Source organism: Candidatus Saccharimonas aalborgensis, assembly GCF_000392435.1.
GTDB lineage: Bacteria > Patescibacteriota > Saccharimonadia > Saccharimonadales > Saccharimonadaceae > Saccharimonas > Saccharimonas aalborgensis.
In genome coordinates, this window is record NC_021219.1 from 843451 (window position 1) to 868809 (window position 25359).

Annotated in this window: 26 protein-coding genes and 2 tRNA genes; 4 read left to right on the forward strand and 24 right to left on the reverse strand. The window is 49.3% G+C overall.

Features of this window, described 5'->3' with window-relative positions; genetic code table 11:
* Positions 1–9: 9 nt before the first annotated feature.
* The 7 genes from L336_RS06010 to L336_RS06045 form a co-directional block, all read right to left on the reverse strand.
* Positions 10–546 carry a DUF4352 domain-containing protein gene (locus L336_RS06010; protein ID WP_015642000.1) on the reverse strand — a complete coding sequence of 179 codons (537 nt, stop codon included), beginning with the start codon at positions 544–546 and terminating at the stop codon, positions 10–12.
* The gene (locus L336_RS04345) at positions 530–1285 is read right to left on the reverse strand and encodes a hypothetical protein (protein ID WP_015642001.1); all 756 of its coding nucleotides are present in this window, start codon (positions 1283–1285) and stop codon (positions 530–532) included. The genes L336_RS06010 and L336_RS04345 overlap by 17 nt, the downstream gene beginning before the upstream one ends.
* Before the next feature lie 11 nt (positions 1286–1296).
* Positions 1297–2700, reverse strand: a complete 1404-nt coding sequence (locus L336_RS04350) for a ferredoxin reductase family protein (RefSeq protein WP_015642002.1) — start codon at positions 2698–2700, stop codon at positions 1297–1299.
* A gap of 71 nt (positions 2701–2771) precedes the next feature.
* Complete coding sequence (locus L336_RS04355; protein WP_041191362.1) at positions 2772–3464, reverse strand: hypothetical protein; 693 nt, start codon at positions 3462–3464, stop codon at positions 2772–2774.
* 87 nt (positions 3465–3551) lie between these two features.
* The gene (locus L336_RS06015; protein ID WP_015642004.1) at positions 3552–3680 is read right to left on the reverse strand and encodes a hypothetical protein; all 129 of its coding nucleotides are present in this window, start codon (positions 3678–3680) and stop codon (positions 3552–3554) included.
* 99 nt (positions 3681–3779) lie between these two features.
* On the reverse strand, positions 3780–3980 hold the full coding sequence (locus tag L336_RS04360; protein WP_041191364.1) for a hypothetical protein: 201 nt from the start codon (positions 3978–3980) through the stop codon (positions 3780–3782).
* Between the two features lie 184 nt (positions 3981–4164).
* On the reverse strand, positions 4165–4602 hold the full coding sequence (locus L336_RS06045) for a peptidoglycan-binding domain-containing protein (protein WP_015642006.1): 438 nt from the start codon (positions 4600–4602) through the stop codon (positions 4165–4167).
* A 973-nt stretch (positions 4603–5575) separates the two neighbouring features.
* Between L336_RS06045 and L336_RS05720 the strand changes: the two genes are divergently transcribed.
* Complete coding sequence (locus L336_RS05720) at positions 5576–7282, forward strand: LysM peptidoglycan-binding domain-containing protein (protein ID WP_015642008.1); 1707 nt, start codon at positions 5576–5578, stop codon at positions 7280–7282.
* A gap of 98 nt (positions 7283–7380) precedes the next feature.
* On the opposite strand, the gene L336_RS04375 is transcribed toward L336_RS05720, so the two are convergent.
* From L336_RS04375 to L336_RS04405, 7 genes are all read right to left on the reverse strand, one after another.
* On the reverse strand, positions 7381–9597 hold the full coding sequence (locus L336_RS04375; protein ID WP_015642009.1) for an ABC transporter ATP-binding protein: 2217 nt from the start codon (positions 9595–9597) through the stop codon (positions 7381–7383).
* 536 nt (positions 9598–10133) lie between these two features.
* Positions 10134–10208, reverse strand: a tRNA-Glu gene (locus L336_RS04380).
* Between the two features lie 37 nt (positions 10209–10245).
* Positions 10246–10641 (reverse strand): response regulator transcription factor, encoded by a 396-nt coding sequence (locus L336_RS04385; RefSeq protein WP_015642010.1) that lies wholly within the window; start codon positions 10639–10641, stop codon positions 10246–10248.
* Positions 10642–10646: 5 nt separating this feature from the next.
* Positions 10647–12194 (reverse strand): PAS domain-containing sensor histidine kinase, encoded by a 1548-nt coding sequence (locus L336_RS04390; protein ID WP_015642011.1) that lies wholly within the window; start codon positions 12192–12194, stop codon positions 10647–10649.
* Positions 12185–13294, reverse strand: coding sequence for a DUF3048 domain-containing protein (locus L336_RS04395; protein ID WP_015642012.1), 1110 nt, complete (start codon positions 13292–13294; stop codon positions 12185–12187). Before L336_RS04395 ends, L336_RS04390 begins: the two co-directional genes overlap by 10 nt.
* A 37-nt stretch (positions 13295–13331) precedes the next feature.
* On the reverse strand, positions 13332–14750 hold the full coding sequence (gene gltX / locus L336_RS04400; RefSeq protein WP_015642013.1) for a glutamate--tRNA ligase: 1419 nt from the start codon (positions 14748–14750) through the stop codon (positions 13332–13334).
* A 51-nt stretch (positions 14751–14801) separates the two neighbouring features.
* Positions 14802–15722, reverse strand: coding sequence for a hypothetical protein (locus L336_RS04405; RefSeq protein ID WP_015642014.1), 921 nt, complete (start codon positions 15720–15722; stop codon positions 14802–14804).
* Positions 15723–15830: 108 nt separating this feature from the next.
* Between L336_RS04405 and L336_RS04410 the strand changes: the two genes are divergently transcribed.
* On the forward strand, positions 15831–17285 hold the full coding sequence (locus L336_RS04410; protein WP_015642015.1) for a PEGA domain-containing protein: 1455 nt from the start codon (positions 15831–15833) through the stop codon (positions 17283–17285).
* Positions 17286–17287: 2 nt separating this feature from the next.
* Here L336_RS04410 and L336_RS04415 read toward each other — a convergent pair whose 3' ends face one another.
* On the reverse strand, positions 17288–18475 hold the full coding sequence (locus tag L336_RS04415) for a sortase (protein WP_015642016.1): 1188 nt from the start codon (positions 18473–18475) through the stop codon (positions 17288–17290).
* A gap of 98 nt (positions 18476–18573) precedes the next feature.
* Between L336_RS04415 and L336_RS04420 the strand changes: the two genes are divergently transcribed.
* Positions 18574–18660: transfer RNA gene (locus tag L336_RS04420), tRNA-Leu, on the forward strand.
* Between the two features lie 105 nt (positions 18661–18765).
* On the opposite strand, the gene L336_RS04425 is transcribed toward L336_RS04420, so the two are convergent.
* From L336_RS04425 to L336_RS04445, 5 genes are all read right to left on the reverse strand, one after another.
* A complete protein-coding gene (locus tag L336_RS04425) occupies positions 18766–19116 on the reverse strand; it encodes a hypothetical protein (RefSeq protein ID WP_128817321.1) in 351 nt (116 codons plus the stop codon).
* Between the two features lie 147 nt (positions 19117–19263).
* A complete protein-coding gene (locus tag L336_RS04430) occupies positions 19264–20061 on the reverse strand; it encodes a hypothetical protein (RefSeq protein WP_015642018.1) in 798 nt (265 codons plus the stop codon).
* Positions 20024–20761: an HAD family hydrolase gene (locus L336_RS04435; protein WP_015642019.1), complete on the reverse strand. Its 738-nt coding sequence runs from the start codon at positions 20759–20761 to the stop codon at positions 20024–20026. The genes L336_RS04430 and L336_RS04435 overlap by 38 nt, the downstream gene beginning before the upstream one ends.
* Positions 20758–21252 carry an 8-oxo-dGTP diphosphatase gene (locus L336_RS04440; RefSeq protein WP_015642020.1) on the reverse strand — a complete coding sequence of 165 codons (495 nt, stop codon included), beginning with the start codon at positions 21250–21252 and terminating at the stop codon, positions 20758–20760. The genes L336_RS04435 and L336_RS04440 overlap by 4 nt, the downstream gene beginning before the upstream one ends.
* Positions 21253–21262: 10 nt before the next feature.
* Entirely contained in the window at positions 21263–21982 is a 720-nt protein-coding gene (locus tag L336_RS04445; RefSeq protein WP_015642021.1) for a hypothetical protein, read from the reverse strand.
* A gap of 69 nt (positions 21983–22051) precedes the next feature.
* Here L336_RS04445 and L336_RS04450 point away from each other — a divergent pair, with 69 nt between their 5' ends.
* Complete coding sequence (locus tag L336_RS04450) at positions 22052–23248, forward strand: CapA family protein (RefSeq protein ID WP_015642022.1); 1197 nt, start codon at positions 22052–22054, stop codon at positions 23246–23248.
* A 1-nt stretch (position 23249) separates the two neighbouring features.
* Here L336_RS04450 and L336_RS04455 read toward each other — a convergent pair whose 3' ends face one another.
* Genes L336_RS04455 through L336_RS04465 form a run of 4 tightly spaced genes read right to left on the reverse strand, consistent with a single transcriptional unit; the run spans position 23250 to position 25319 of the window.
* Positions 23250–23915, reverse strand: coding sequence for a M15 family metallopeptidase (locus L336_RS04455; protein ID WP_015642023.1), 666 nt, complete (start codon positions 23913–23915; stop codon positions 23250–23252).
* Positions 23915–24076, reverse strand: a complete 162-nt coding sequence (locus L336_RS05955) for a hypothetical protein (protein ID WP_015642024.1) — start codon at positions 24074–24076, stop codon at positions 23915–23917. The genes L336_RS04455 and L336_RS05955 overlap by 1 nt, the downstream gene beginning before the upstream one ends.
* A gap of 15 nt (positions 24077–24091) precedes the next feature.
* On the reverse strand, positions 24092–24514 hold the full coding sequence (locus L336_RS05725; protein WP_015642025.1) for a DUF2730 family protein: 423 nt from the start codon (positions 24512–24514) through the stop codon (positions 24092–24094).
* A gap of 7 nt (positions 24515–24521) precedes the next feature.
* Positions 24522–25319, reverse strand: a complete 798-nt coding sequence (locus L336_RS04465; protein WP_015642026.1) for an exodeoxyribonuclease III — start codon at positions 25317–25319, stop codon at positions 24522–24524.
* Positions 25320–25359 lie beyond the last annotated feature (40 nt).

Here is a 25359-nt window from a genome sequence, read left to right on the forward strand (position 1 = left end):
TTATTAGTATCAGTGTAACAAGAATTTCATTGCTCCGCCACTCCAATCTGACTCGATGTAAAGCCAGAAGGGTATGGTATCAGACACGAGATAACTGAGCTGGCCGTTGATTCGTTCCCCTGGAAGCAACGTGCCTGCTCGGAGTGGGGTATCAAGAACGGAGGGGGTAACAAAGGCAACTGTCCCATCGGCAGACTTCAGATAGGTATCATTTGTCGGGGTGATTGTGATAGGGGTAGCGCCTGTATTGAGGATCAAAAGATCGATAACCTCGAAATGTTTACCCGTCGGTGCGGCGTAGGGGGCTTTGCCTTGGGTTTGGGTGACCTTAGTCACAGTGATCTCTACCACCCCACTTCGCACCGGTGAGCCAAGTGTTAACCCGTGAAAACTAGGCCCGGCAATTGTTGGGTGTGTGATTCGATAACTAACACTTAGTACTGTAAAAGAAGTAATGCACAAGAGAAGAGAGATGACAAAAAACACCTGAGAGAATCGAGAGAGTCCAGTAGTATGCCGACGCGAGTGGTTATGGTTTTTTTGCATCGTAGTATCCAATAAAGAATGATGTCATATTGCGTTCAGCGTTTGATTTACTGGCGTTGCTATGGTTTCTTGTCTGGCCTTCGGCACCGACACTACCCCCTAGGGCATTTGCAAGGTTCGTACCGCATACACCACCTACTTCTATGCTTGAGATGCCACTCTTAGCACGATGAAATGCCGCATCAAATCCAGAAATATTGATGACGCGATTACCGTTATATCCCCAACAGTTGCCGCTGGAATTGTGTGCAGCAACCTCGCGCGGTCCGTAGCAGCTGCTTGCCCCGTTGCAGTAGGTAACGGTTGGAGTACCAGGCGATGATGGGGCTGTGGGCGTTGTGGGTGGAGAAACAGCACCAGTTTTAACTGTTACGGTGACAGTTTGTTTGGCCTCTCCTGCTGCATTTTTGCAGATAAGAGCATATGTGAAGATACCTTCTTTTGCGAGCCGACCCGTGCTTTGGCTGCCAAAAGCTGTCTTTTGGCCCTCCCATGATCCTTCCCCACGGCAACTATCGACGGTACCCTCGACAGACCACGTCAGACTACTAAACGAACCAGTCGCCACTTGTTGAGGTTGTGCCGAAAAGGTAATAACTGGTATCGCCAAAGAAGCTTGCTGCGTTGCGCTGAGCTCCCTACCACTCTTCGATGGAGCGAAGATACCAGCGATAGCGATGCCGTTCATCCCGACGAGAGTGATAATCATACTGACGGCAACAAGTTTCTTTAGCCACATACATCTACCTCCTATGACATTCCAAATTCTTCGCTATGAATACTTGTGGCAGGAACACCACGTGCTCTCAGCTGCTTCTTGAGAGATTGCATCATGGGAGGTGGTCCACAGATGTAGAAGTCCTTTCCCTCCAATCCCCCACTGTTCTCGGCAATAAAATCAACGCTGAGATAGCTCGGTTGCTTATCGCCAATAAAGGGAATAATACGCAAATTGTTCGGTGCGCCAACGGCTTGCTCGGAGAGCATATCCCAGTTGATAAGCTCGGATTCGGTTTTGACCGAATAGTATAGGTCGGCATGTGCATTACTGCCCACGATATCCTTTGACATCGACAGAAAAGGCGTTATACCTATCCCGCCAGCAATCCAAATTTGCTGAGTGTTCTTGTAATTGACGTAACTGAAACGTCCGTAGGCGCCCTCGATATCGGCATGTGTCCCGGCTTTGAGGGCTGTCAGTTTGTTGGTATAATCCCCGAGACCTTTGATACTGATCTCGAGCGCACTATCTTTTGGATTTGAACTAATCGAAAATGGATGCCATTCCTTAGAGATTCCCGCACCAGCTCCGATGAAGCGCATAAACACAAACTGACCGGGCTTGTAGGATATCGGTTGCCCGACGGGTTCAAGCTTGATTTGCACGACATTCCCAGCGACAACAGTAACATCGCGGACGATATAGCGGTAGCGTCGGATGAGGATGCGTCCCAGTAGTGATTTGTAGACAAAAGCAGCTGTCCCCATAATGACGATCGCAAGCATATACCAGCGCAAGCCAGGCAATTTCGCGACGTCACTGCTGATAAACAAAATATGCAGGGCGGAAATGGCAAACGCTACGCCCAGAAACTTATGAGTAAATAGCCAGAATCTATACGGTAGTTTAATGAAAAATGTGATCAGCAGTAGGGCTACCATGCCCCAAAATGCGATGATGCCAAAAAAGATTGCCCATTGTTGCAGCACTGATTGGTGAAAAATATGATTGTCATCAAATAACGCTTGAAGTGGGAAAATACCGTTTGGTACAAGGAGAAGTGCTGCCTGCTTGATGTCGGTCGAAACAAATCGAAGCGCTAGCATGAGTGGATGAAATGACAGCATGATAAGGGCTAGACCGCCCAAGAGGTGATGTGCGATATATACTCGGTTGAGCCCACCAAACAAATACTCGAGGAAACGCAACCTCGTTGCATAAAGAAGGTTAAGCGCGTACATGACGGTGCCGATAAGCCCTGTCACTTGCCCTAGCGCTAGCATCACTTGCTCGGGTCGCTTGATATAACTCAGCGGATGGGCGTTGTGCCACAGAACAACGGGAATGATGCAGAGCAAAATAGTGATGCCCCAGCCCAAGAGGTACTCCCATCGAAAACTAATTATGACTGTTCGTTTGCCACTTGGTTGCATAAGCGTCTTTCATAGAAAAGTATAGCATAGCGTCTGTCATCTGGTGAAGAAGTTGCGGAAATTGCCTCAGGCTAACCATCCATGGTCTTTTTGATAAGCTGCATACGCTTCAATCTGGCTATCGCAATGAGCATAAATGGCCATGTCAGCACTATCATCCAGACCCCCTGCCCTACTGCACCGATGATACCAATCTGCTGTGCTATGCCCGCAAACAGAAGTGTTAGCCACACCTCGTGGATGAGTTTGAAATTGTTAGTGACCGATAGGAGTGTGGCCTTGTAACGACTGGAACCAAATAATTCTAACAAATAGTGCTGATACATAATACTTTGGTATCGCCACATTGCCATATTGATAACGTGTGCCGCTATCGCTAGCGGCAACGACTTGAAGAAGCCAATTGAAGTCATCATGAGGATATTCATTATGATATCGAGAGAGGCGTACTGCTGAAATGTAAGGCGTCGGAGATGGTGGACAATGTAGCCCAAGGCGGCTCCTATGATACTCGGCGCGGCGTAGAGAAGTCCCATATATTGCGGGTTGAGACCAAGTGCAACGAAACTTAGGTTGTATAAATCAACCGGACTAGTGGCGAAGGCCATTACGAGTCCCGCAATACTAAAGGACCAGACCGTACGTCGAGTAACAACTTGGCGAATTGCCCGCAAAAACGAAGTGTGCTGAATGCTGTCTTCATGCGTAATGGGCGGCTCGGTAAAAAGCGACGCAATCGCGAATAAAACGCCGTATGCAATCACGCCTGCTATAAATGGCAAACGTTTGTCAACTGGATACAGCAGCGGAATAAGTGCAATAATTCCTGCGTTGACGATAAGACTAAGTGACTATGCCCGTGCTGCAATCTTTGCATAATCACTAGCGTTGCTGAGTACAACGAGACTATCATGTACCAGTGCATCAACAGCGCCACTCATAAACGAGTAGCCAATTGCAGTGATGACTGACGCCAGCAAAATACCAGTGAAGTTTGGTAGGAATATGTAGCAGAGTGTCCCAATAAGCGCAAGCAGCGCACCGACACGTGCACTGCGTTTTCGGCCGTATATATCCGCTCAATAGCCTGTCATTGTCTCAAACAAAATGCTTGCTACGCTTCCGGCAGCGGCCGTAACGCCTATTTCTGAGATACTGAGGCCGATTCCCTGGCTTGCATAAATGGTGATGAGGGGTAGAAAGATACGCTTTGTAAATACCTTATAGACGCCAAATAGTCGAACATTACGGAGCATCTTTTGCGAGAGGTTGAGTGGCACTATGTCAGTATAGCAGGTACTATTTGGCGCTCCCAACAACAAGGTTCACTCATGTTATATGAAAGAATTATTGTCGAATTGAATTATGAAATGTCTAAGCCAGTCCACGCGTTGACAAAGAAAAACAGAGACGACACGGGGTTGGGCTGTGCTGTCTCTGTTATATCAGGCTTTATCTACGGTACTAATACCAGTCCCACAACGCTGATCCAGGTATCGAGTCGGCCGTATAACCCCAATAAGTGTGTATGTTATTGTGCCATGCGTATGCCGAAAAGCTGCCCCATGTTTTAGGACCAACAATTCCATCAACTGGCATTTGATAGCTATGCCAACTGTTTACCCACCTCTGGAACACCTTAACGTTATTGTAGGTATTTGTGCCAAATTTTCCATCAACAACTAGGTAGTAACCACCACTGTATCCATTGCCACTCCAAGTGCCGGCTTCTGATTGCATTGCATTTAACATTGTTTGGATATATCGAACACAATCACCGCTTGAGCTTTTCGAGAAAGTCATTGTATTGCACGCCGATGACGCATGTGCGGTAGTTGGTGCGTATGTCACAAACACTAAAGCTAAAGACAACGCAGCTGCTACAAGTTTAGTTCTAAGCATATTTTTCCTTTAATACCCTAAGTTAATATAAGGATCATTATACTAAACTTTTGATTAATGTGAAGTTTTCGATAAATGTCTAGATGGAATATTCTCCGGTTGACCTTATGGGAATACCTAGTTTATGCCAAGCCGAGCCTTCAAGTGACGGGGCAATAGCGAACTGCAAGACGGGTTCGATTCCTCCGAGTAGAACTCGGCGCAAACACCCCTGTAAAAGTAGAGGTGTTTGTGTGGTGGGCCTTTCGAGTGTGAAACGTACCTTACGCCGTCAAGGTCTCACCAAACCAGAGAGCAAATGGAAACGCTTCCGTCCACACATTGAGCGACCATAGGTTAATGTACCGGGTACGCTCGTCGAAGGGGATACAATTCACTTCGTACGCTCCGACGGTACGCGTTTGTATGTGCTGTCATTCATTGAACTATTACTTACGAGCTACTTACGCTGAGTACTCACTTCGCCGCAACCAGCAAGCTGGCCACCAGTTTGTGGTACGAGCACAGGATTTTCTAGGCATTAACTTCTCTATGTTCCAGACAGACAATGGGGGTGAATTTGGGACGTAACTCCATGACATACTTTAGTCGAAGGGCATTCCCCTTTGACACACGAGGCTCCATCACCCGAACGACAATACTTACATTTGAACGGTTAGCCGAATTATCCAGCAAGAATGCCGATCTTTACTTGTTAACGAACAGCGAGTACCAGACAAGGTTGGCTGGTACTCGGCTCTATTATAACTGGCATCGCCAAATAGCCATCGAGAGCAGGAGATAGATTGTCCAGGGCTAGGTTGTAACAGAGGTTCGAACCGATACTTAGATAACGTCAAACAAAAGCAATACCGTATGCATAGTAGGGCGTAGCAAAGCGCAGTTAATTATGTGATACCGGCACTCTTGTTGTAGTCACGATTAGATAGTATAGTTAGATTTGTAAGTTCACTTTAACTAACAGGAGGGTATTATGGCAATAGAACAAAAATATTTAGACCAAGCGGCAAACGACCTATTCTTCGCATATGATGATTCGTTTGGATATGCAGGCTTACCCCGGCCTACCACGACATATGACAGTGTTTTGGCCAGAGCCGCAAAGGAAGGTTCCACGAGCCAAAGCAAGGCCGTGTCGCTCATGCAAGAATATGCAGCATTGTTACAAAAGGAGGCAAATGATCCTAACACGCCGACAGGACCAACATCGTATGAGCTAAAAGAAGTAGACATATACGGGGTAAAGTATTATGTGCTGAAGGACGATCCAAATCCTCATGTGGCATTTCGTGTCGACATCCCCGGCAAATTGATCATAGGAAATGCAATCCCTGGCTCGGGAAGCGATGATGGTTATGCTCTTAACAATAATGCCGACCTTATTAACAACTATTTAAATAATAGTGCTATAGATGAACGAGATAAAAAGGTTGTTGCGCAGCTCATGGGCATTAGGCGGCCCACAGAAGCAGACATATTCAGGGCTGAAACTATCAGGAGTTATGGGGGTCTTACGCCAGGGGCCGCTGAGGAATTTGATCAAAATTTCTTCAACCCTGCCGCTGGGATTACGGAGGGAGTGCAAGAGAGACATGACGAAAAATTCGCATGGTGGAAGGAGGCGACAAATATGGAAAATGCGCAGTCCGAAGAAGAACTGCCGCTATACGCTCAATACGATCTGAAAATATTTGACCTCAACAATAAAATTGAGCTTTGGAAAGATCGTCCGGACGCGTTCCCTATCGAGGAAATAAATGCAGACCTGCAAGAGATGAAAAGGCTACAAGGCCTCTACGCTGCTACCCCAAAGCCAGATGTATTTAAGGATGAGGCGTTTAATTATGCTGCGACAGCAGGCTCCTCCTCAGGCGGCTCATCACCCGCGCCCACAGAAACAAATCCGAATACAAATACTACAGAGAATCCAAAAGATAGCACCGCTGACGGCAATGTGCAAACTAACATCTCAAATAACTCCGTCACCGAAGATGATACCTTGACGGGGGGTGTAAAACCAGATAACCAAACGGGCTCAACATCAGACTCAGAGTCAGGTCCAGAAAAATCTGCCACACCCGCAACGCCTGCTACACCTGCGGTGACGTCGTCTAACTCATCAGGCAACTCTAATTCTAACAGCTCAGCCGATGAAAGTACTCCTTCTCGCCGCGACAAGAGTACTTCGAATAGTCACAAAGGTGCAGCTGCTGCGAGTAACACAGATGTTGCTGAGGATAGCAACGCGAGTATCGCTGGCGGTACCTACACCGTGAAAAAAGGCGACACTCTGAGCGAGATCGCACAGGCACACGGCATGGACTACCATACGCTGGCGAAGATAAATGGTATCGCCAATCCAAATTTGATTCACTCAGGTCAAATCATACGCATCGGCGATGGAGGGAGTGTTCCTAAGGAAGACCTATTGACCAGTACTCCAAGCGCGGGTACCTACACCGTGAAAAAAGGCGACACTCTGAGCGAGATCGCACAGGCACACGGCATGGACTACCATACGCTGGCGAAGATAAATGGTATCGCCGACTCTCACTGGATCCATCCCGGACAACAGATAAGATTTAGTGATAGCGCAAGTGGTGGTCTAGGGGGCAGTACGGGAGACAATACCCTGCCATCCGGTGAGATTGGTATGGTTCAGTACACAGATAGACAATAGCCCTTTACTTGCTTGGTGATCGGCTACATACCCCAGCAGCACATATGTGAGCTGGGGTATGTTATTTCACAGTCTGGTCCCGGACCGATAAGGGTATTCTACTCTTCGCGTCGTTCGTGGTGGAATTCTACAACCACTTCGTCTGACATACTTAGGTCCGTCTCAGAAGAGCGCCCTGTAGTCTGATCGCTACTATGTGGCACAAAGAATACATCCCTTGAAGGCATCTCGACGTCTGACGAACCTATCTCTTGAAATACCTGTATGGTATTTGTCTGTCGTGCTTCAGGAACCGCCATATCCTGAATACCTATTTGGGTGTCAACTGCATTTGGAAGAACATAGCTCTTTTCATCAACGATTTCCTTCTCTGCTTGCTGAATAGCAATTCCTTCCAGTAGGGTGAGATAGTAATCTAGGCCGCCTAGCTCATTGACATTGGTTAGCGTGCCATTGTCTAATACATAAATTGTATCCATGAGTGACAAGAGGGCTTTTCGGTGGGTTACCATGAGAACGGTTTTGTTGGTCACGATTCTCGATAAAGCGTCGCGAATATAGTTCTCACTTTTGACGTCGAGGGCGGCGGTCGGCTCATCTAAACAGAGGATAGGAGCATTTTTAATCAGTGCACGTGCTATTGCCACCCGCTGTCGCTGACCACCGCTCAAAGAAGATCCGTTCTCGCCAACGAGCGTATTGATCCCAAGAGGTGTCTTAACAAGAAACTCGAGCACGTTAGACACTTCTACAGCGTTCATCACCTCTTCTGAGGTAATCCGCCTGTAGACATCGCCGTCATAAATATTTTCTGCGATGGTTCCACTAAAGAGCTGCGGGGTCTGGCTCACCCAAGAGATCTGACGTCTTAATTCTTGCAAAGAGAAACTCTGTGTGTCGTACCCGCCCAATAAAATACGTCCCTGGTCTGGCTCAATAAATAAAGGTAGCAGCTTTAAGACTGTGCTTTTTCCACCGCCACTTGGTCCAATAATTCCTACCTTTTCGCCCTCTCTGATTGTGATATTTAAATTCTTAAATATATCTTTCCCACCATATGAGTACGAGACATTGTCAAACTGGATAACCGGGCGGATGCCCGCAGGAATATGGTCACCCTTTCTTAGAAATTCAACACCTTCATGGTCGCTTAGCACCTCATAGATACGACTAACGTCAATCTCCTTTTGATACCGTGTGGTTATCTTTTTGACTAAGTTCTCAACTGGTCCTAGTAGGTACCCCATATACGTCATAAAGATGAAAAGTTCGCCAAATGTCATTTTCCCCTGCATGGCCTCGGTGCCACCAAAATACATCACTGTCGACGTTGCGAGGATCACAAGCAATGAGTTTGAATTCTCCAAAAGATTACCCCAAATAAGATTCTTACGACTTGCTTCGTAGCTGGCTCGCCAGTAGTTATCAACCTGCAATAGTTGCTTGTCTTCCAACGTAAAGGTCTGAACCGTCTCGGCATTGTCAACGGCTTCATTGATTGAACTTGCTGTCTTGCTGTTAAGTTCAGTTAACTGTCTCGAGTATTTACCAAGATGCGGACCAATAAGTTTCATCGTAACGTATAGCATGGGCATGAGAACAACTGACACAATGGTCAGCCGTGGATTAAACGAAAACATTATGGCTAAGACGCCCATTATCATAATGATCGAGCCGATGATAGATGAGGTCGTGTCAAGAACTAGGTCGGATAAACTATTTGTGACGACGTTTTGACGATAGACGTAGTCACCTTTTGCCAGGCGTTGCTGGTGAAAAAGTGGTAAATGCAATATGTGTAAAAAAGACTCGGTTTTAATTGAACGATTCAATGAAAAAGCAACTTTTTGAAGATGCATCGCACTAATCCAGTTAAAGGCAGCACCGAAAAGGAATATCAGGATGGACATTATCGCCGTGTATGCAATCAGTGCGGGCTCACCAGTATAAGCTGTCAGCGGCCAAGGTGCAGGGATCGACCCAAATGCTGAATCGGCCATGATCTTCATAGGCCACGGTTTGAGCAGTGATATACCCGCGCTGATCGTTGTGACTATAACTACAGTTACTACGCCTTTTGTTGCCTTTTTTTGGTATTTTTTTAGCCAAGTTTTGAAGTCAGTTTGTACTGTTCTCTTGACATTTACCTGCAGCCATGCATCAACTGCTGGATTGACCAATTCTGCGGGCCAGCCAATATCAATCAATACATCAGCCACCATATTTGGTTTCACACCACTTTTGACGGCCATGTCAACAGCTTGGAGTAACTGCGACATCACCTCATATTCTTTGTCCGCACCCCTTTTTTTCATTACTGCTTATTATATCACTCTACTCCGCAAGAGGTATAGTCAAAATTTAGCCTATCTACAACTCATATTGCCTGATGGTTTAGCCCTAATTTGACATAACAGATCGTTTGTATCCGAGCGGGCGCTTAGATATGAGTGCTAAGTGCATATCTGTAAGGACCACAACATAATAAGATTAGACTTACTGATACAGAAAAAGACCTTTCTGTGAAAGAAAAGTCTCTTATGGTGATCCCACCGGGAATATCTAAAGATGTAAACTATCCTCACTCGGAAAAATAAGCAAGCTGATTTTTCTCTCATTTCGTCGGTTTATCGAACCCTCCAGGTTCGGTTTCCTGACGGAAACCAACCAGAGAAAAAACACCACCGTAGGGTGATGTTTTTTCTCTGGTGATCCCACCGGGAATACTAGAGTATATTGCGCCGTCGCAGCAAGCTGCCGGGCAATAGCGAACCGCGAGACGGGTTTGATTCCTCCGAGTAGAACTCGGCAAAGAAAAATCGCCTACCCATGCGGGGTAAGCGATTTTTCTTGGTGATCCCACCGGGAATCGAACCCGGATTGCCAGGATGAGAACCTGGTGTCCTAACCGTTAGACGATGGGACCAATGCTGCTATATCGTAGCAAAAACAGAGGTGTTTGTCTAGCCATTTGCGGGGGTCGCGGGCTCAAGTGATGTAATCACTTCGAGGAGCTTGCGCGGGGTAATTTCTGCCTTGATAAGATATCCATCGACATCGTGTTCCATCGCGGTACGGGATTCCTCATCTTGGTCAAAGTTGGTCATAACGAGGACATGCGTACCAGGAATAAGGTCTTTGCCTTCCCCCCTCAAAGCACGCAAAATATCACTTCCGCGCATTTCTGGTAGCATAATATCGAGAAGAATGAGGTCGTAGCGGCGGTTGCGTGCCGCGACAAGCCCGTCGTTGCCATCAACCATCCAGTCGACAGTATAGCCGGCATGTTGGAGGCTACGAACATACATTTCGCCGATAAATCTGTCGTCCTCGATGCACAAAATAGTCTTGATAGCCACTCGATTTACCCCTTATACATTGAATGATTTTTTATCCAACCGCTCCCGCTATTGATGAGACTGGCATTGGTATGGTCGTTTGCCTGTAGTTTGTCAGCGACGGATGCGTAAATAGGAACGGTAAAGGTAAAGACAGACCCTTGGCCTTCGCTACTTTTCACTCCTATTGTACCACCGTGGGATTCGACAATTGCCTTACAAATGTAGAGACCAATTCCTGTCCCGGCGACTGTTTCGCGCGAACGGTGGCTGCGGTAAAACTTGTGAAACAGATTGCCCACGATACTTGCAGGGATGCCTATGCCGTGGTCTTCAACCCATACGTTGACGAAGTTTCCTTCTACTGCGGCGCCAAGCGTTACAACACCACCTTCATTGCTATATTTTAGAGCATTGTCAATCAAGTTGGCCATCACTTCGCTGAGGCTTGAGCGATCAGCGGCAACGGTTGGAAGGTCTTGTGGTAGTGTAACAGAGAGAAGCCGACGTTGAGACTGAGCGCGCATGCGCATATCGTCACTAATTGTGTCGTAGATAGCGGCAAGTGAATCTTCGGCGAGGTGGATTTTCATGTGTCGACGATCAAACTTCGACGCGTTGAGGATATTATTGATGTAGCCGCTGAGACGGTTTGCCGAAACAATCAGTCGCTTGATAAGCTCTGCTTGGTCGGGCTGTAGTGATGCGCCGAGCTCAATGTCCAGCACGTCGAGGTAACCTCGAATTACAGTGATGGGCCCACGTAGTTCATGAGCGGCAAAGGCAATGAAATCCAGCTCATCATCTTCTGGTTGATAAATATCCGTACGATCAAACATCACCATCACTATCTCGGCCGCACTCCCCTTTTCGTAGGTGGCGGTGATATCAAAAATTCGTCGATCCTCCTCGCCGACAATTTTACTCGGTATATGTAGCCATGATTTTTCGGCATGAACCGCCGTATCATGGCAGTCTTTGAGCCACTGTGTTAGTTCACCCTCCTTCTCAAATAGCAACTCCAAAACAAGTGAATTATCGGTCGTGCGGGTAACAGGTGCATGCTTATTGGCGAACTGTATCTGTCCCATGCTATCGAGTACAACAATACCCGCAGAGGTCTGGTCAAAGGCTTGCTTGAGACGTGTTGTGTCATCTGATAGGGATGAAGATTGTCGCTCGACAGGACCACCCGCTTCGGCTGCCGACTGATAGATATACTGCAGGAGCGGCTTGAAACCATCTCGCTCAAAATGTTTTGCGTTTGGATTTGGTGGCACAACGTCGCTTGGTTCACCAGAAACATGTGTTAGTGCTGCGGCGAGGTCTTTGAGGGGAATCAGCAGGTTCATTACCAAAATGTAGTTTAAGCTGAAGGTGCTCGCTGAAGTGGCAATCAGTACAATCCAAAAGGCTGCCGATGTGCTAGAAAACCCAGCAATAAGGAGCGACATTGCGACACAGATGACGATGAGGGTTTGCATACCGAGCGTCACCATAACGGCCGTGTTTCGGTATTTTGGCCAGTATGCCTTAATAAGCGGCCGAGAAGTCCCTTTGGGCTCTACTGCCATGAGACACCTCCGGTACCATTTGGCACTGCGGCGATCCACGTTTGACCCCTAATGAGTGGGACTGCTTGACCAGAGGCGTCGAGTAACTCGAGTGGGCTACTTCTGCTCTTTTTGCGCCAGGTACATTCTGTCGCTATGCCATTTTGGAATACAACGGCGCTGCCGGTTCCCGACGTCGTGATACTTTCTCTGTAACCGTCTTCAAAGACGAGTGACATATCAACTTTCATTGCCACTACCACTGATGGTGCAATGCGTCCGAGCTCACGATCATTACTTGGTCCGCCAGCGACCGAGCGAAGGTAGGTGTTAGAGGTAGCATCGTAGGTGTACGCTGTATTGTAGAGAGGGCCGCTGATGTTGATAGTGACCGAGTTTGCCGTTGGACTCGCTGCAGGTTTACCGTCCACTCTGGGAAAGCTTGTGAAGTTTGATGTCGTATAGCCTTTGGTGGCATTGAGGGCATCGAGACGCTCAAAATTTGTGTATACGTTGTGCGGTGGGTAGCGGTCACTGGCGCGCCAGTAAGAACTGCCATTGAAGAACTGATCGATATCGCGGTAGGAGCCATTTCTGACTTCTTGGAGCGCGTACTGACTGCCTCCGACATGTGCAACACTTGCCTGGTAGGGCGCCAGCCAATCAACATAATAGAGTCGAACACTTCGTACGGGCCCGATAAGAGTCGGTTTTTGTTGCTGATAGAGCGCCAAAAAACGCGTGATTCCCCCCTCGGCCACCGCCTCATAGACGACGCCAGCGGATTTGAGTCCTGATTGTGGGCGTGCATCGGGGCTGTTTTCAATCATGATTGCTGTCACTGCCTGTTTTGTCGCCTGCTCGGACTCAACTTTCTCACCTGTGAGCGGTGAATAATACACCACAGGCGGAGCAGATTTTTTTGATGGTGACGGGGCGGAGGGAGTTGTATCGGACTGGGCTGGCTGTTGCGACATCATGAATGCAGCAACACCACCGACCAGTATGATACTCACAACCCCCGCAAGAACAATACTGCGAGTTCGGTGAGTTCGGAGCCATTGGATGATGCGTGCAGGTGTTTTTTTGTGTGGCTCGGGCGCATAATACGTCGGTTTCATGCTTACGCTTAGTATAGCAGAGGGGGGTATGCTAACGCTAGAGGCGAAATGCTAGACGATCAAGGGTTCTCTCTCTTCCCAGCAGCGAAAGCGTGTCGTTTAGTTGTGGGCTAAACGGTGCCCAGGTAGTGACGATTCTGACGAGACTAAACAGTACCGCGGGTGATTGACCAGTTTGTTCGAGAAGCCGATTTAGGCATATCTGTAACGCACCTGCTTGCCAATCATCACAGGCTTCAAATGAAGTTTTGACTAGTTCCAACAGATTGTTTATCTCATCAGCCGATAATTTTTTGAGCTGTTTATTGTCTAAAATTAGTTGTGGCTGAGGGGCCGGATCTTCAAAGAAATAGTTGGTGAGCATCGGCAGATCTTTGAGCGTCTTGAGGCGGTCTTGGGCAAGAGCTAGGACGCTACGCTTGTAGTCCTCAGGGTGTTTTTTGGCCGACTCTGGCCAAAAATACTCCACGCGGTTGATAAGATCATCGAGCGGCAGTTCGCGAATAAATTGTCCATTCATCCAGAGTAATCGCTTCTCGTCAAAGCGCGCACCACTACGTTGTACGCGGTCGAGACTGAATTTTGTGATCAACTCATCCATCGTGAATACTTCCTGCTCAGTACCATCATTCCACCCCATCGTCGCGATGAAACTGTCGAGTGTTTCGGGCAAATAGCCATCGCGAATATAATCAAGCACATCTTTGGCGCCATCGCGCTTTCCTAATTTTTTGTTGCCCTGCTCGTTGAGAATATGAGGCATATGGGCAAATACCGGATGAGTCAAGCCGAGAGCATCGTAGAGTGCTAGGTAGTTCGGCATACTGCTGATAAACTCTTGGCCACGGATAACATGTGTCACTTGCATCTCGGCATCGTCGACAATATGCGAAAAGTTGTATGTTGGGTAGCCGTCTGATTTGATGAGAATAAAATCATCGACCACTTCGGAGTTGGTGGTGATATCCCCCATTACCTCGTCGTGATAGTGATAGGCTTTTGGTTCGGTCTTAAAGCGAAGCGGCTGTGTGCCATCCCAGGCGGGTGGATTGTCGGGACGATAGTGACGATACAAAAACGCCTGTTTGTGCGCCGTTGCCTGGTCTCGAAATGCTTGAATTTCGTCGGCAGTATAGGGGTCGGCATAGGCACGTCCGGCGTCGATTAGTTTTTGAGCCCACTGTCGGTATATCTCAAGTCTTTCTGATTGTTTGTAGGGCGCAAACGGACCGCCAATATCAGGTCCCTCGTCATAGTGGAGTCCAAGTGATTTTAGGCTGGCGATCAGATGTTCTGCGCTGCCCGGCACTTCTCGTTTCTTGTCGGTGTCTTCGAGGCGCAAAATAAATTGGCCGCCGGCTTGCCTTGCTACAAGAAACGCAAATAAGGCGGTGCGAATACCGCCGACATGCAGATAGCCGGTGGGGCTCGGTGCAAATCGAGTGCGAATAGTCATAGCAGGTAGTATAGCACGACAAGGGGCTAAGATGCAGGCTACCTGGCGAGCCTAAAGACTCGTTGCGACGTGCTCGATTTGATCGGCAGAGAGAGGTGCATCGCCCGTAATGGTATAGAGGATGCCGCCGTTGACCCAGGCTGCCCCGGCATTGTAGGAATATATGGTTAGCCCTCCAGTAGTTGATATGGTGTAGTCGCTACCGGCTTTTTCGCGAACGTAATTTTCTAGGACGGCGGATGAATCCCAATCTGAACGAGACTGAGTGATGGTGTAGCTTTGTGGCCCGGCATTGGCGGCAAATTTCATGCTCACGGTCCCCTCTTGATAGGCAACAGGACCCGACAAGCTATAGCCAGAGGGTTGATAGCCAGGATAGGTGGCGTTGATACCGGCTTGCGCCGCCGCCACTCTTGTAGAGAGGCTGGGCATATTGAGGTACGTGACATAGGCGCCGAGGAGGAGTAAGGCCAGTGAACCAGACAACACACTAACAACCCGACGTGTACGACTCGACTGTTTGACGGGTTTGACTGGCTTTTTGGTGTGAGCAGGCTGCATGGCGGCAGTGGCGGCGGCGATCGCCTCTTGTTTGATAACCTGAGATGGCTTAACTGTATATACTGGGAGTTTTTTGGCAGAGAGACGTGTTTCGGTGGCCGAAAGGAGCGGATGAGCAGTCGGAGCGATATCGTGCACTACTACTGGGGCTTTCGGATGGTGCTGTGAGGCAAAGCGGGAGATGGTGTGCTGACTGTTGCCATCCTGGATGCGAACTTTTTTGGGTGTCGAGTTACTCTTAACGGTAGGAGATGCGATATAGCGGCGATTTAGTGTACGTGAATGTTGCGCAGGGGTGTGAACTGCACTGGCATGGTGCTGATGATGACTGGCGGGCATCGTCTCGCGCAATCGAATACCAGTATGTTTGTCATACAAGACGCCATTGACTACTATCGTATCTTTACTCATTGTTTCTACCCTCACCGAAAGCTCACTATTAGGATACTGCTCGTGGTTCACTCTTTATACTAATGAAACCTGCAGAAATATGCAATAAGCAGTATAATAAGGCTGTCTATGTATCGAACACCCTCAAAACGGAAACAGCGTGTACAGTTAACGTTTGTCTATAGTTTAATGACGCTAGCGGTGTTGGTTATCGTGGCTATCTTGGTGTTGGTAATGCAGGGGTATCGCTACAATGCCCACGACGGGCGTCTCGAGCAAGGGGGCCTTATCCAGTTTGCTAGTCGTCCTGAGGGAGCTTCGGTAACAGTTGATACCGCTAGCCTCGCAAACAGAACACCGACGAAAATTACAGCTACCGCAGGTGTTCACACTGTTACACTACTCAAAGATGGGTACCGAAGTTGGCAAAAAAACGTCAAAGTGATTCCGGGTGGCATACTCTGGCTCAACTATGCCCTGCTCGTCCCCACCACCCCTGAGATAGTTCCTCTTGCGCAGTTTACTTCTATGACGGGAGCAATCACGTCGCACGATTTCAAATCGGTTCTTGTCAAAGATGCGGCGAACACGCCGACAGTGACACTATTTCATCCTGATGATGATACATTTACCCCAACGCGCATTACTCTTTCTGACCAGAGCTATACAAAAGCTGCAGCCGGGCTATCGGAACAATTTAGTTTGGTTTCATGGGATGACGATAACCGCTATGTTTTACTGAAACACACTTACGGGAGCACTGAGGAATGGCTGGTGCTCGATACCAGCGGCGACCATGCGGTGACGAATGTCACTAAAGCACTCGGTATCACCATTCGCTCAGCAGCGTTTCGAATTGGCAACAATCGCCAACTGTATGTTATCACCCAGACTGGCGAAGTGCGGCGCGTGGATCTGGCTTCAATGACTATTTCTGGGCCGCTGCTTACCGGTATCAGCGAGTTTTCTCAATACGATGCATCAACCCTGACTTATGTCACAGCACTCGATCAACCAACCAAAACCCGCTCTGTTGGCTATCTGACCGATGGTGCACGCACACCGCTCACGGTCAAAACCTATACTGACGATGGTGTAGCACCCCTTTCGTTTGCAATCGCGCGCTACTATAACGTCACCTATACGGCAATTGGGTATGGTGATTCAGTGGAAATCTCCTCAGGTAATTTGCCAGCAAGCGATAGCGGCAGCCCTCTTGTACTCAAGCCGGTTGCAACAATACCGCAAGTTGGCTCAGCGAAGCGCGTCGGGTTCTCGCCCAAGGATGCTCGATTTGTTTATGTCAGTACAGATCAGTCAGCTATCACCTATGATCTTGAGCTGCAGGCGCTCTCTCGGGTGACGTTCGCGGCTGCTCAGAGTAGACCAGTGGCGTGGCTCGATATGTTTCATTTTGCTGATACGAGCGGCGTACTGTATGAGTTTGATGGCGCGAACCACCAAGTGGTTATTCCAGGTGCGTTGGCGGTATCACCGGCACTTTCACCCAATGGTAAATACTTTTACGGCTACGTGCCCTCTGCTTCAGGGGCGCAACTAGTTCGCGTGCAGCTTGCCCAGTAAACCTAGCGGGCACCAAATAATCGTTCGAGAAATGTCGGCGAATTGCTTGGCATAGAGCCGGTCGTGTTGCCGCCACCGGTTGGTTTGGCGGTAGCTGCTTTTGGATCAGGGCTGATTTGATCGGCAAACACGAGGAGTCGGTTGTTGGCAGTCCCAAGTGGCACGCAGGTGATGAGGGTGATGATCGGTTTATCAACAGGAAAGGTTAATGCGGAAACATCATTTGGTTTGACTACCTTTGTGCTGGTGATGAGATAGGTATAGCGCTTACCCTCGTAGTTTATATAGATTGTGTCGCCCTCTCGAAGTTGTTCAAGCCGAGCAAAGATAAACTTGTAATTTCCCTGATCGAGCCAGTCATTGCTACTATGACCAGAAAAAACAGCGTTTCCTATCTGGCCCGGTCGGCTGCTGGCACCAGGAATATTGAACCATGCAACACCTTTAGTCATAGCAACGTTGAGTGAGTTTTGATCACTAGCCACCGCATCCCAGATGATGGGCACCTGGACATTGATTTTTGGCACGATAAGCAGCGGATCGGGCCCGATAGTTGCGTTTTGGCTCGGATCAACGATAATACTCTGAACGTCAAGGTTTCCTGGACTCACGTACGCTTCAATGTTTGCAAGGAGAACACGGTTGTATTGGAGAAACAAAAACACCAACATCACAAATACAGCCGACAACACTGGTACAAAATGGCGACTCTTTCGGACTTGTTTTGCACGAGTGTTGATAGCCTGACGCACGCGACTCCTGAGATCATAGATTGCCTCGTCTGTTGTCATTTCTTCTGGCGTCTCATCTGGCTGAGCGGTCTTCGCCTCTGCAGCCAATTGCTGCTTTGTTTGATGTACCTGACTCAGATAGTAGCGGGCGTAATACTGTTGGTAATAACTTTGCCAGGCGGTGTGATATTGTTGCCAGATCGAGGGTTCGATATGATGCTGAGTTTCATCGTGAGTTCGCGCGTAGGGGCTGGGCGCTTCGTCCTGCTGCAATGACAGGGGTGAAATGACCGGCGTTGTCTGTGGAGCTTGTGAAGGAGTGGCGTAAATCGTGTCAATTTGGTCTCGAATGAGTGATGCGGCCTCCTGAGTACCTTCGCCACGGACATCATGCGTACTCACCGTCTGTCGCGGAGGTATAGCAAGGGCTGGTTTTGGGCGGGTATCATCTGGGCGCATACTAGTAACTGTCTGCGATATAGTATACAATAACGGATGTGTAATGCCTACATGGTGCTTATGGCAACAAGAGTAGCGACAATAAAGAATGTGCCGATGGGCTGGTGGCGGAATTGGTAGACGCGCTAGACTCAAAATCTGGTTCATGTACGTGAGTGGGGGTTCAAGTCCCCCCCGGCCCACCAGCAGATTGTTTATTGTCACTCCTAATAAAACGAAAACCCGCCCTCGAGGAACGGTCCGAGGCGGATTTGCCTCGAGGACGGGTCTCGTAGAGCGGGGGTGAGCAGCTACCGGCTGCTCGGCGGTGGACTCAGCGTGGGATCGATGTAGGGGCGCAGCCGCGTCATCAGGTCCTGCGCCAATCTCACGCGGTCATCCTGACGATTGCGCTGACCCCTTGCGATGTGTCCGAGCTGAACGAAGACAGTGTCCCAGTCTTCGGCACCCAGCGCCTCAAGCAGCGTCTCGCTACTGCGGCGCATAGTGCGGAACCTCGATGTCTTGCATTGGCCGGCGAGTCGCCGGATGTCGGCTCGGAGGCGCCTGTCGTTGACCTCCACACGACGAATAACTCCTGCTGGTTTCACGAGTCTACTCCTTTTCTGTCGGGGGTGTAGACTAATATTTTTATAACACATAAATAGAAATACTACAACCCTTGACTTATCTAAATCCCAACCCCTCCCCACTCCACACAACCGGCCCGCCGCTAACTAAATCAGCCTTCGCTCTTGGCGGGCCTTGGCCCATCAGGGCCAACTGTCTGTCGGAGGAGGGGGTGAGATTCAGGTTTGATCTGTAATCAGGCTTGCCGTGAGGGCTTCGAGCGGATGAGAGGGGTTCCATGCCCAGTAGGCTGCGGCGCAGGTCGCCGTCGTGCCGCGCCAGATAGCGAGCGGGTTTTCCCATGCGGTCGTTGTCACGTTGCCATCATGGGCAACGACAACTGTCTCGCGGTGGAGCACCACCAGCGTTACCGGGTATGTGATAGTAAACTTATGCACTGCTTCCACGAGCTGCATCAGCTGCATACTGAATGTCAACATCTTTGGATAGTAGACGGCTTGAAAGAGTTTTTGGAGTTGAGCAAAGGATAGCACCAGTGCCGTGGAGGGACGATTGACAAGAGCGGCGGTGTCGTTTTTGATCAGGTCGATAGCATCTCTGGTGATGACCAGTGGTCCACTATAGGTGCGAAGCATATCGGAGTACACGATAGCGGTTTCACTGTTTCGTCCGGCATCACCGACGAGAAGTAGCATCGTTGACCAGTGAGCAAGTGCTTGCATGTCGGGTAGCGCTTCACGGGAGAGGCTGCCGCTTGGGTTGCTGGGGCTCAAGACAACCTCTGTCATAGACGGTGGGATGGTTTTTCTCAGAGCATCAGGCAAGAGCACGCGTACTTCCCCTACCCCGCTATCGTGTGCAGTAGAGTATGCTTCGGCAACCGCCGCAAAGCCGAGTTTGTTGCCGCCAATAATTCCGAGTCGCCCTGCGAGCGCACGTTGCTCTGGTTTACTCCACTCGATATCGGGAAAGAGTGGTTTAGAGGCGGTCTGCTGTTGCCAATACGTAGGGGTCACCGGCTGCTCCTGTCAGAGTATAGGCAATATTTTTGCGTTCGATCACTACTTTCCACCCCCGTTGTCGTGCGGTATGCAGTAGTTCCACGGTGGGGTTAAACGCTATGGGGTATGTCACGAGTTCAAGCATGCCGATGTCGCTATCGGAGTCGCCTACGGCAACGCTCTCTGTCAGCGTGAGATCATGCTCTTTGACATAGTCGCTGATGATAGTTCGCTTGCTGCCGGGAACATAGCGTTCGATCTTGCCGGTGAAGCTATCGCCAGAGCGCTCATAGACGGATCCGATACAATCATCGAACCCATAGCGTGCAGCAAATGGCGCGACAACTTCCTGCTGGGAACCGCTCAGTGCCAGGATATAGTAGCCGTCCTTGCGGAGTTTTTTGATGAGCTTGTGAGTATAGACATATATCTTGTGACCACTCTCGGCAACAACTTGATGAGCGGCTTCATCGAAGGCGTGACTGGGAATCGAGGTGAGATTACCAACGAGGGTATCGACGACAAATTGTTCGTAGCTCGCGAAGCTGGCCTTACGTGATACCCATTGATTGAAGGATTTGTCGAGCTGTTTAGCTATTTCCTCACCGAAATAGCCCTGTTCCTTTAGTTTAAAGACAAGCTCATGATAGAGCTGCCATCGAAACAGCGTCCCGTCGATATCGATGATCGCGAGTGGCTGCTTTTTACTACTCATAGAGCCTCCTTTGTCATTACGTCATGGCGTGTTAACTCATACGCATCATCAAACACAAATGTAGCATCGACGATCTTGCCGGCTAGGACGTGCGGAAGCCAGTGTTGGTCATCTTGCCACATATTCTCATAGGGAATAGTGTCAATATTGAACCATTTTGGTTTCATTTCCTCGCTTTCGTGTGGATCGCCTTCCCACTCACGACAGGTATAGACGTGCACATCGATATTTGAATACATGTCGACAGGGGGTTCCTGATAAAAACGCAAGATACCAGCAGGCGTAATAGCCCTGGCGGTGACCCCCACTTCCTCTTGACACTCACGAACTGCCGCCTGCTCGGGAGTTTCGCCTGGCTCACACTTCCCGCCGGTGCCATTCCATTTTCCACTGCCATGGCCGATTTTTTTCATCGCCAAGAGAATCTGGTTGTCTCGCAGTAGAAAGAGCAGTGTTAGTTGGGGGCGTTTCGCGGCAGTGTCAGTAGTCATTGGACCCTCCTTACCACCTCAAGGCATTTATCTTTGAGAGGAGCTGTTCGGCCGTTTGTTCATCGCGAAGCACAAATCGCTGCTCAACCACTGTCTTGATGGCAGAAGCAGCGTAATCAGGGTTATCTGGTTGATTACAGATGATAGAAGCGTCGGTGTTGGCGAGCAGCCAATCAAGAGATTGGGCGCCCTCTGCGAGCCGCTTGGCACGGTCTTCTGCGCTCTCAAAGTGACGCCGGTTAAACCACGACTCCCATGCGTCTGGAGGGGCAACGAGGCCGATAAGGCGTACGTCACGAAACGGTAGACGACGATACATGTCGGTCGAGTTGCTGAGCATTGGGAGGAGATTGAACTCACCAGGATAAGAGGTGTCGAGCGTTCCATAGAGCTCACCCGTTGTCGGATGAATGACGTAGCTTACGGCGCGTCCCTCTTCGATGAGTGTTACTAGTTCACCTATGCCCTCATCGGTTTTGGCAAACAACTGCATCGTATCTGGCGTGTCGTCGGGGCGTGGCTCGCGGGTAGAGATACTGCGAACAGAGCGAAATCGGCTATCATTGTCGGTCAAGTGGTCAATCACGTAATTTTTTCCGACAGAACACGGGCCAATGATGCCAATAAGCGATTTTGTCCCAAGCTCTGCGCTGACGCGGCTGTTTGGACGATACTCGGGTTGAGATGCTTTTGCTCGTTCGAAGCGCTGGGTGATACTGGCAGATAACATCTGTTAACACTCTCCTACGGTTAGTCTATTTTTAGTATACAGTAAATCTCTCTCTGGTACACTGAGACTATGCAGATGCAACGTAGGAGCCGTATAATGCGGTGGATAGCCGGAATTGCAGTTGCCCTCATGAGTGTGGGTATGACGTGGTATTTCTTGACACGGCCAGCCAAGACCCCATCATCAGGGACCAACTCCGCTACTCAAACATCGGTGTCCCCGTCCTCGCCATCGCAAAAAATCAGGATTGCGGCTATGGGTGATATGCTGGCCCATGATTCGGTGGTATCGCAAGCAAAGATAGCATCAGGATACAACTTCACCCCCTATTTTAGCCGGATTCGACCCGTCTATACACAAGCCGATGTTGTGTTTTGCAATACCGAGACGCTATCGAGCGGTACGGCCTTCGGCATTAGCGGCTATCCGTCGTTCAACGCGCCGACCGAGTTTGCTGACGGCCTTACCAAGGGCGCAGGCTGCAATGTCATCAATCTCGCGACAAACCACATCGCCGATAAGGGCCAGCTAGCGATCAACGCAACACTTGACAACTGGCAATCTCAACACGTTTTGGCATACAGTGGCGCCAACCGCTCATCGGCCGAGCAAAACACGGTACGGTATTTTACAAAAAATGGTCTTAAGGTAGCATTTATCGCCTTTGCTGATTTTAGCAATGTGACGGTGCCTGCGAGCTATAGTCTCAATAATTACCACGACACGGCGCTAGTTAAGAAGCTTCTTACAGAGGCACGGGCTAACGCGGATGTGGTGATCGTGTCTACTCACTGGGGCACAGAGGATAGCAATATCGTCAACACAGACCAGCAGCAAGCAGCAAAACAATTTGCTGAGCTGGGGGCGGATGTCGTCATCGGCACGGGTCCTCACGTCGTCCAACGAGTATCTTGGCTTGATCGTCCCTCTGGAGGCAAGACACTTGTCTGGTACTCGATTGGCAATATGCTTTCCAGCCAGCTCAAAACAGATGAGCTCACAGGAGGTGTGGCTGGGTTTACTGTTACCAAACAAAACGGTGTCGTGAGCATAACAGACATGTCGTTTGTCGGTACCTTTATGAGTTATGAGTGGTCGGCGGCCGACCAGGCGGCGAGTAACTTAGCAGCGAGACACAATCTCCTACTGCAGCCTTTGGCAGAGGCCAACGATGCAACTGCAGCCTTTGGCACGACGGTGGCAGAGCGCAGTGCGTACCTTCACCGGGTACTGGGTAATGAGGTTCAGCTAGCGGTAACGCCGTAGATTATTTGACCTGACTGCGCTGCTTGAGCTCACTAAGTGCTGCATCAAGATAAGGTTTGGCTTCATCGAGGGCGAGCTCTGATTGGCTTAGTGCTCTCGCAAGATCTTTGCCGACATACCGAAAGTGCCACGGTTCGTAGGTATATTTTGTGACGCTGATCTTGTCCTTTGGGTAGCGCAAAATAAAGCCATACTCTGCAGCATGGGTGGCGAGCCATTTCCCTGCGGCAGTATCCCCGAAACACGTGTCAAGATAACAGGACCGATCAACATAGCTGATATCAAATGTCAGGCCAGTTTGGTGTTCGCTACGGCCTGGGCGAGCACTAAATGTGTCGGCAACTTCCTGACCATTTTTTGCGACGTAACTATTGTAGTAAATGGCTTGCTGCTCGTATGAGCGGTAGCCGCTACCGATCATCAGATCATAGCCTTGATTCTTTGCGGCAGCAAATAACGCTTCTACTGCTGGCAAAATATCTGTTCGTAGTGAACGTTCTTCGCGTGGCTTGTCGCTCCTCGTGGCAACTGTAGCAAGGCTGACAGTAGGAGTGTAATGCGGATTATTGAGAGGATAGTCTTTGCTGACGACGCGCCACACACTTGCATCACTTGCATAATCTTCCTTGAGAGCGACAATGGGGGTGGCTCTAGGAAGCGAAACCATCACGTCGGGGGCTGAGTTGGTTTTGATACTTGCTCAGAAGGAGGGGGTGTTGATGGTGCCGTTGTCTGGTGTGGTGTCAAAACAATCCAGCCGAGGATACCTACGATCGCTACCACGGCAGCGGTAACGACAATCTTTTTTGAGTGATGACGGATATTCACATTGTTTAGGTCTATCTATAATGATTCGAGAACTGTACGACTTACACCGGCTTTTTTTGCGAGGTAGTCTATCATTCGTTCCAAACGGTCGATCTTGTGTTGCATAGCTGCCATTTCGGCGGCATAGGTATCTAATTTTGCCGCATAGCCGTCTATCAGAGATTCGAGGCGTCTGATGTCGTCTTTTGTGGCCATATTCTCGAGTGTTTTTTCGATCGCGCTAAAGCGTTGTTCGTTGTAGACAAACATTTTATCAAACCGCTTATCAATCTTCTCGAACCGACTATCAATATGCTCAAACCGTTTATCGATTTTTTCAAACCTATCATCGATTTTCTCAAACCTATCATCAATCTTCTCGAACCGCTCAGTTACTTCATTGGCAAACTGAGAAAGTGTTGACATAATTTCTGCGTTTGAAACATCGTCTGAACTCATATGACAATTATATCAGCTCTATACTGACCGGACAATGGTCGCTGCCCATGACGTCGGGGTGGATAGTGGGGTTTTTGATCTGGCCAGCGATAGCTTTGCTTGCCAGCCAATAGTCGATGCGCCAGCCGACATTGCGGGCGCGGGCATTTGCCCAATGCGTCCACCAGGTGTATGCCTCGCTGCGGTCCGGGTAGGCGGCGCGGAACGTATCCACAAAGCCCGCTTCTAGGTAGTCGCCAAATCGTTCTCGCTCTTGGTCCGTGAAGCCGTGCTTGCCGACATTTGGTTTGGGGTTAGCCAGATCGATTTCCTGATGAGCGACGTTCATGTCGCCACAGTAGAGGACGGGCTTTGAGGTTTCGAGCTGTCGGAGGTATGCCAGGCAGGCGCGGTCCCAGTGCTGATAGCGGAGGTTCAGCCGGCTGAGATCACCCTTGCTATTTGGTGTGTAGCAGGTCACGACCCAAAATTTGTCAAATTCGGCGGCGATGATACGTCCTTCGGCATTGGGGTCACCGTAGCTGTCACCCGTGACGCCGTAAGTAGCGATAATGTTCGCAGGAAAGCCGTCGATATAGCGAAGGGCGGGCGTTTTGGTAAAGATAGCGGTACCGCTATAGCCCTTTTTGACGGCACTATAGAAATGTTCTTCGTATTGTGGTAGGTCGATCTCGACTTGCCCACGCTCGGCCTTGGTTTCTTGCAAACAGAGAATGTCTGGGTCATGATCGGCGATAAATCGCTGCAAGGTTCCCTTGCTTAGTACGGCACGAATTCCATTGACGTTCCAGGAGTATAACTTCATGAGGTTATTATAGCGTGCTTTGGTTTCATATAAAAAAGAC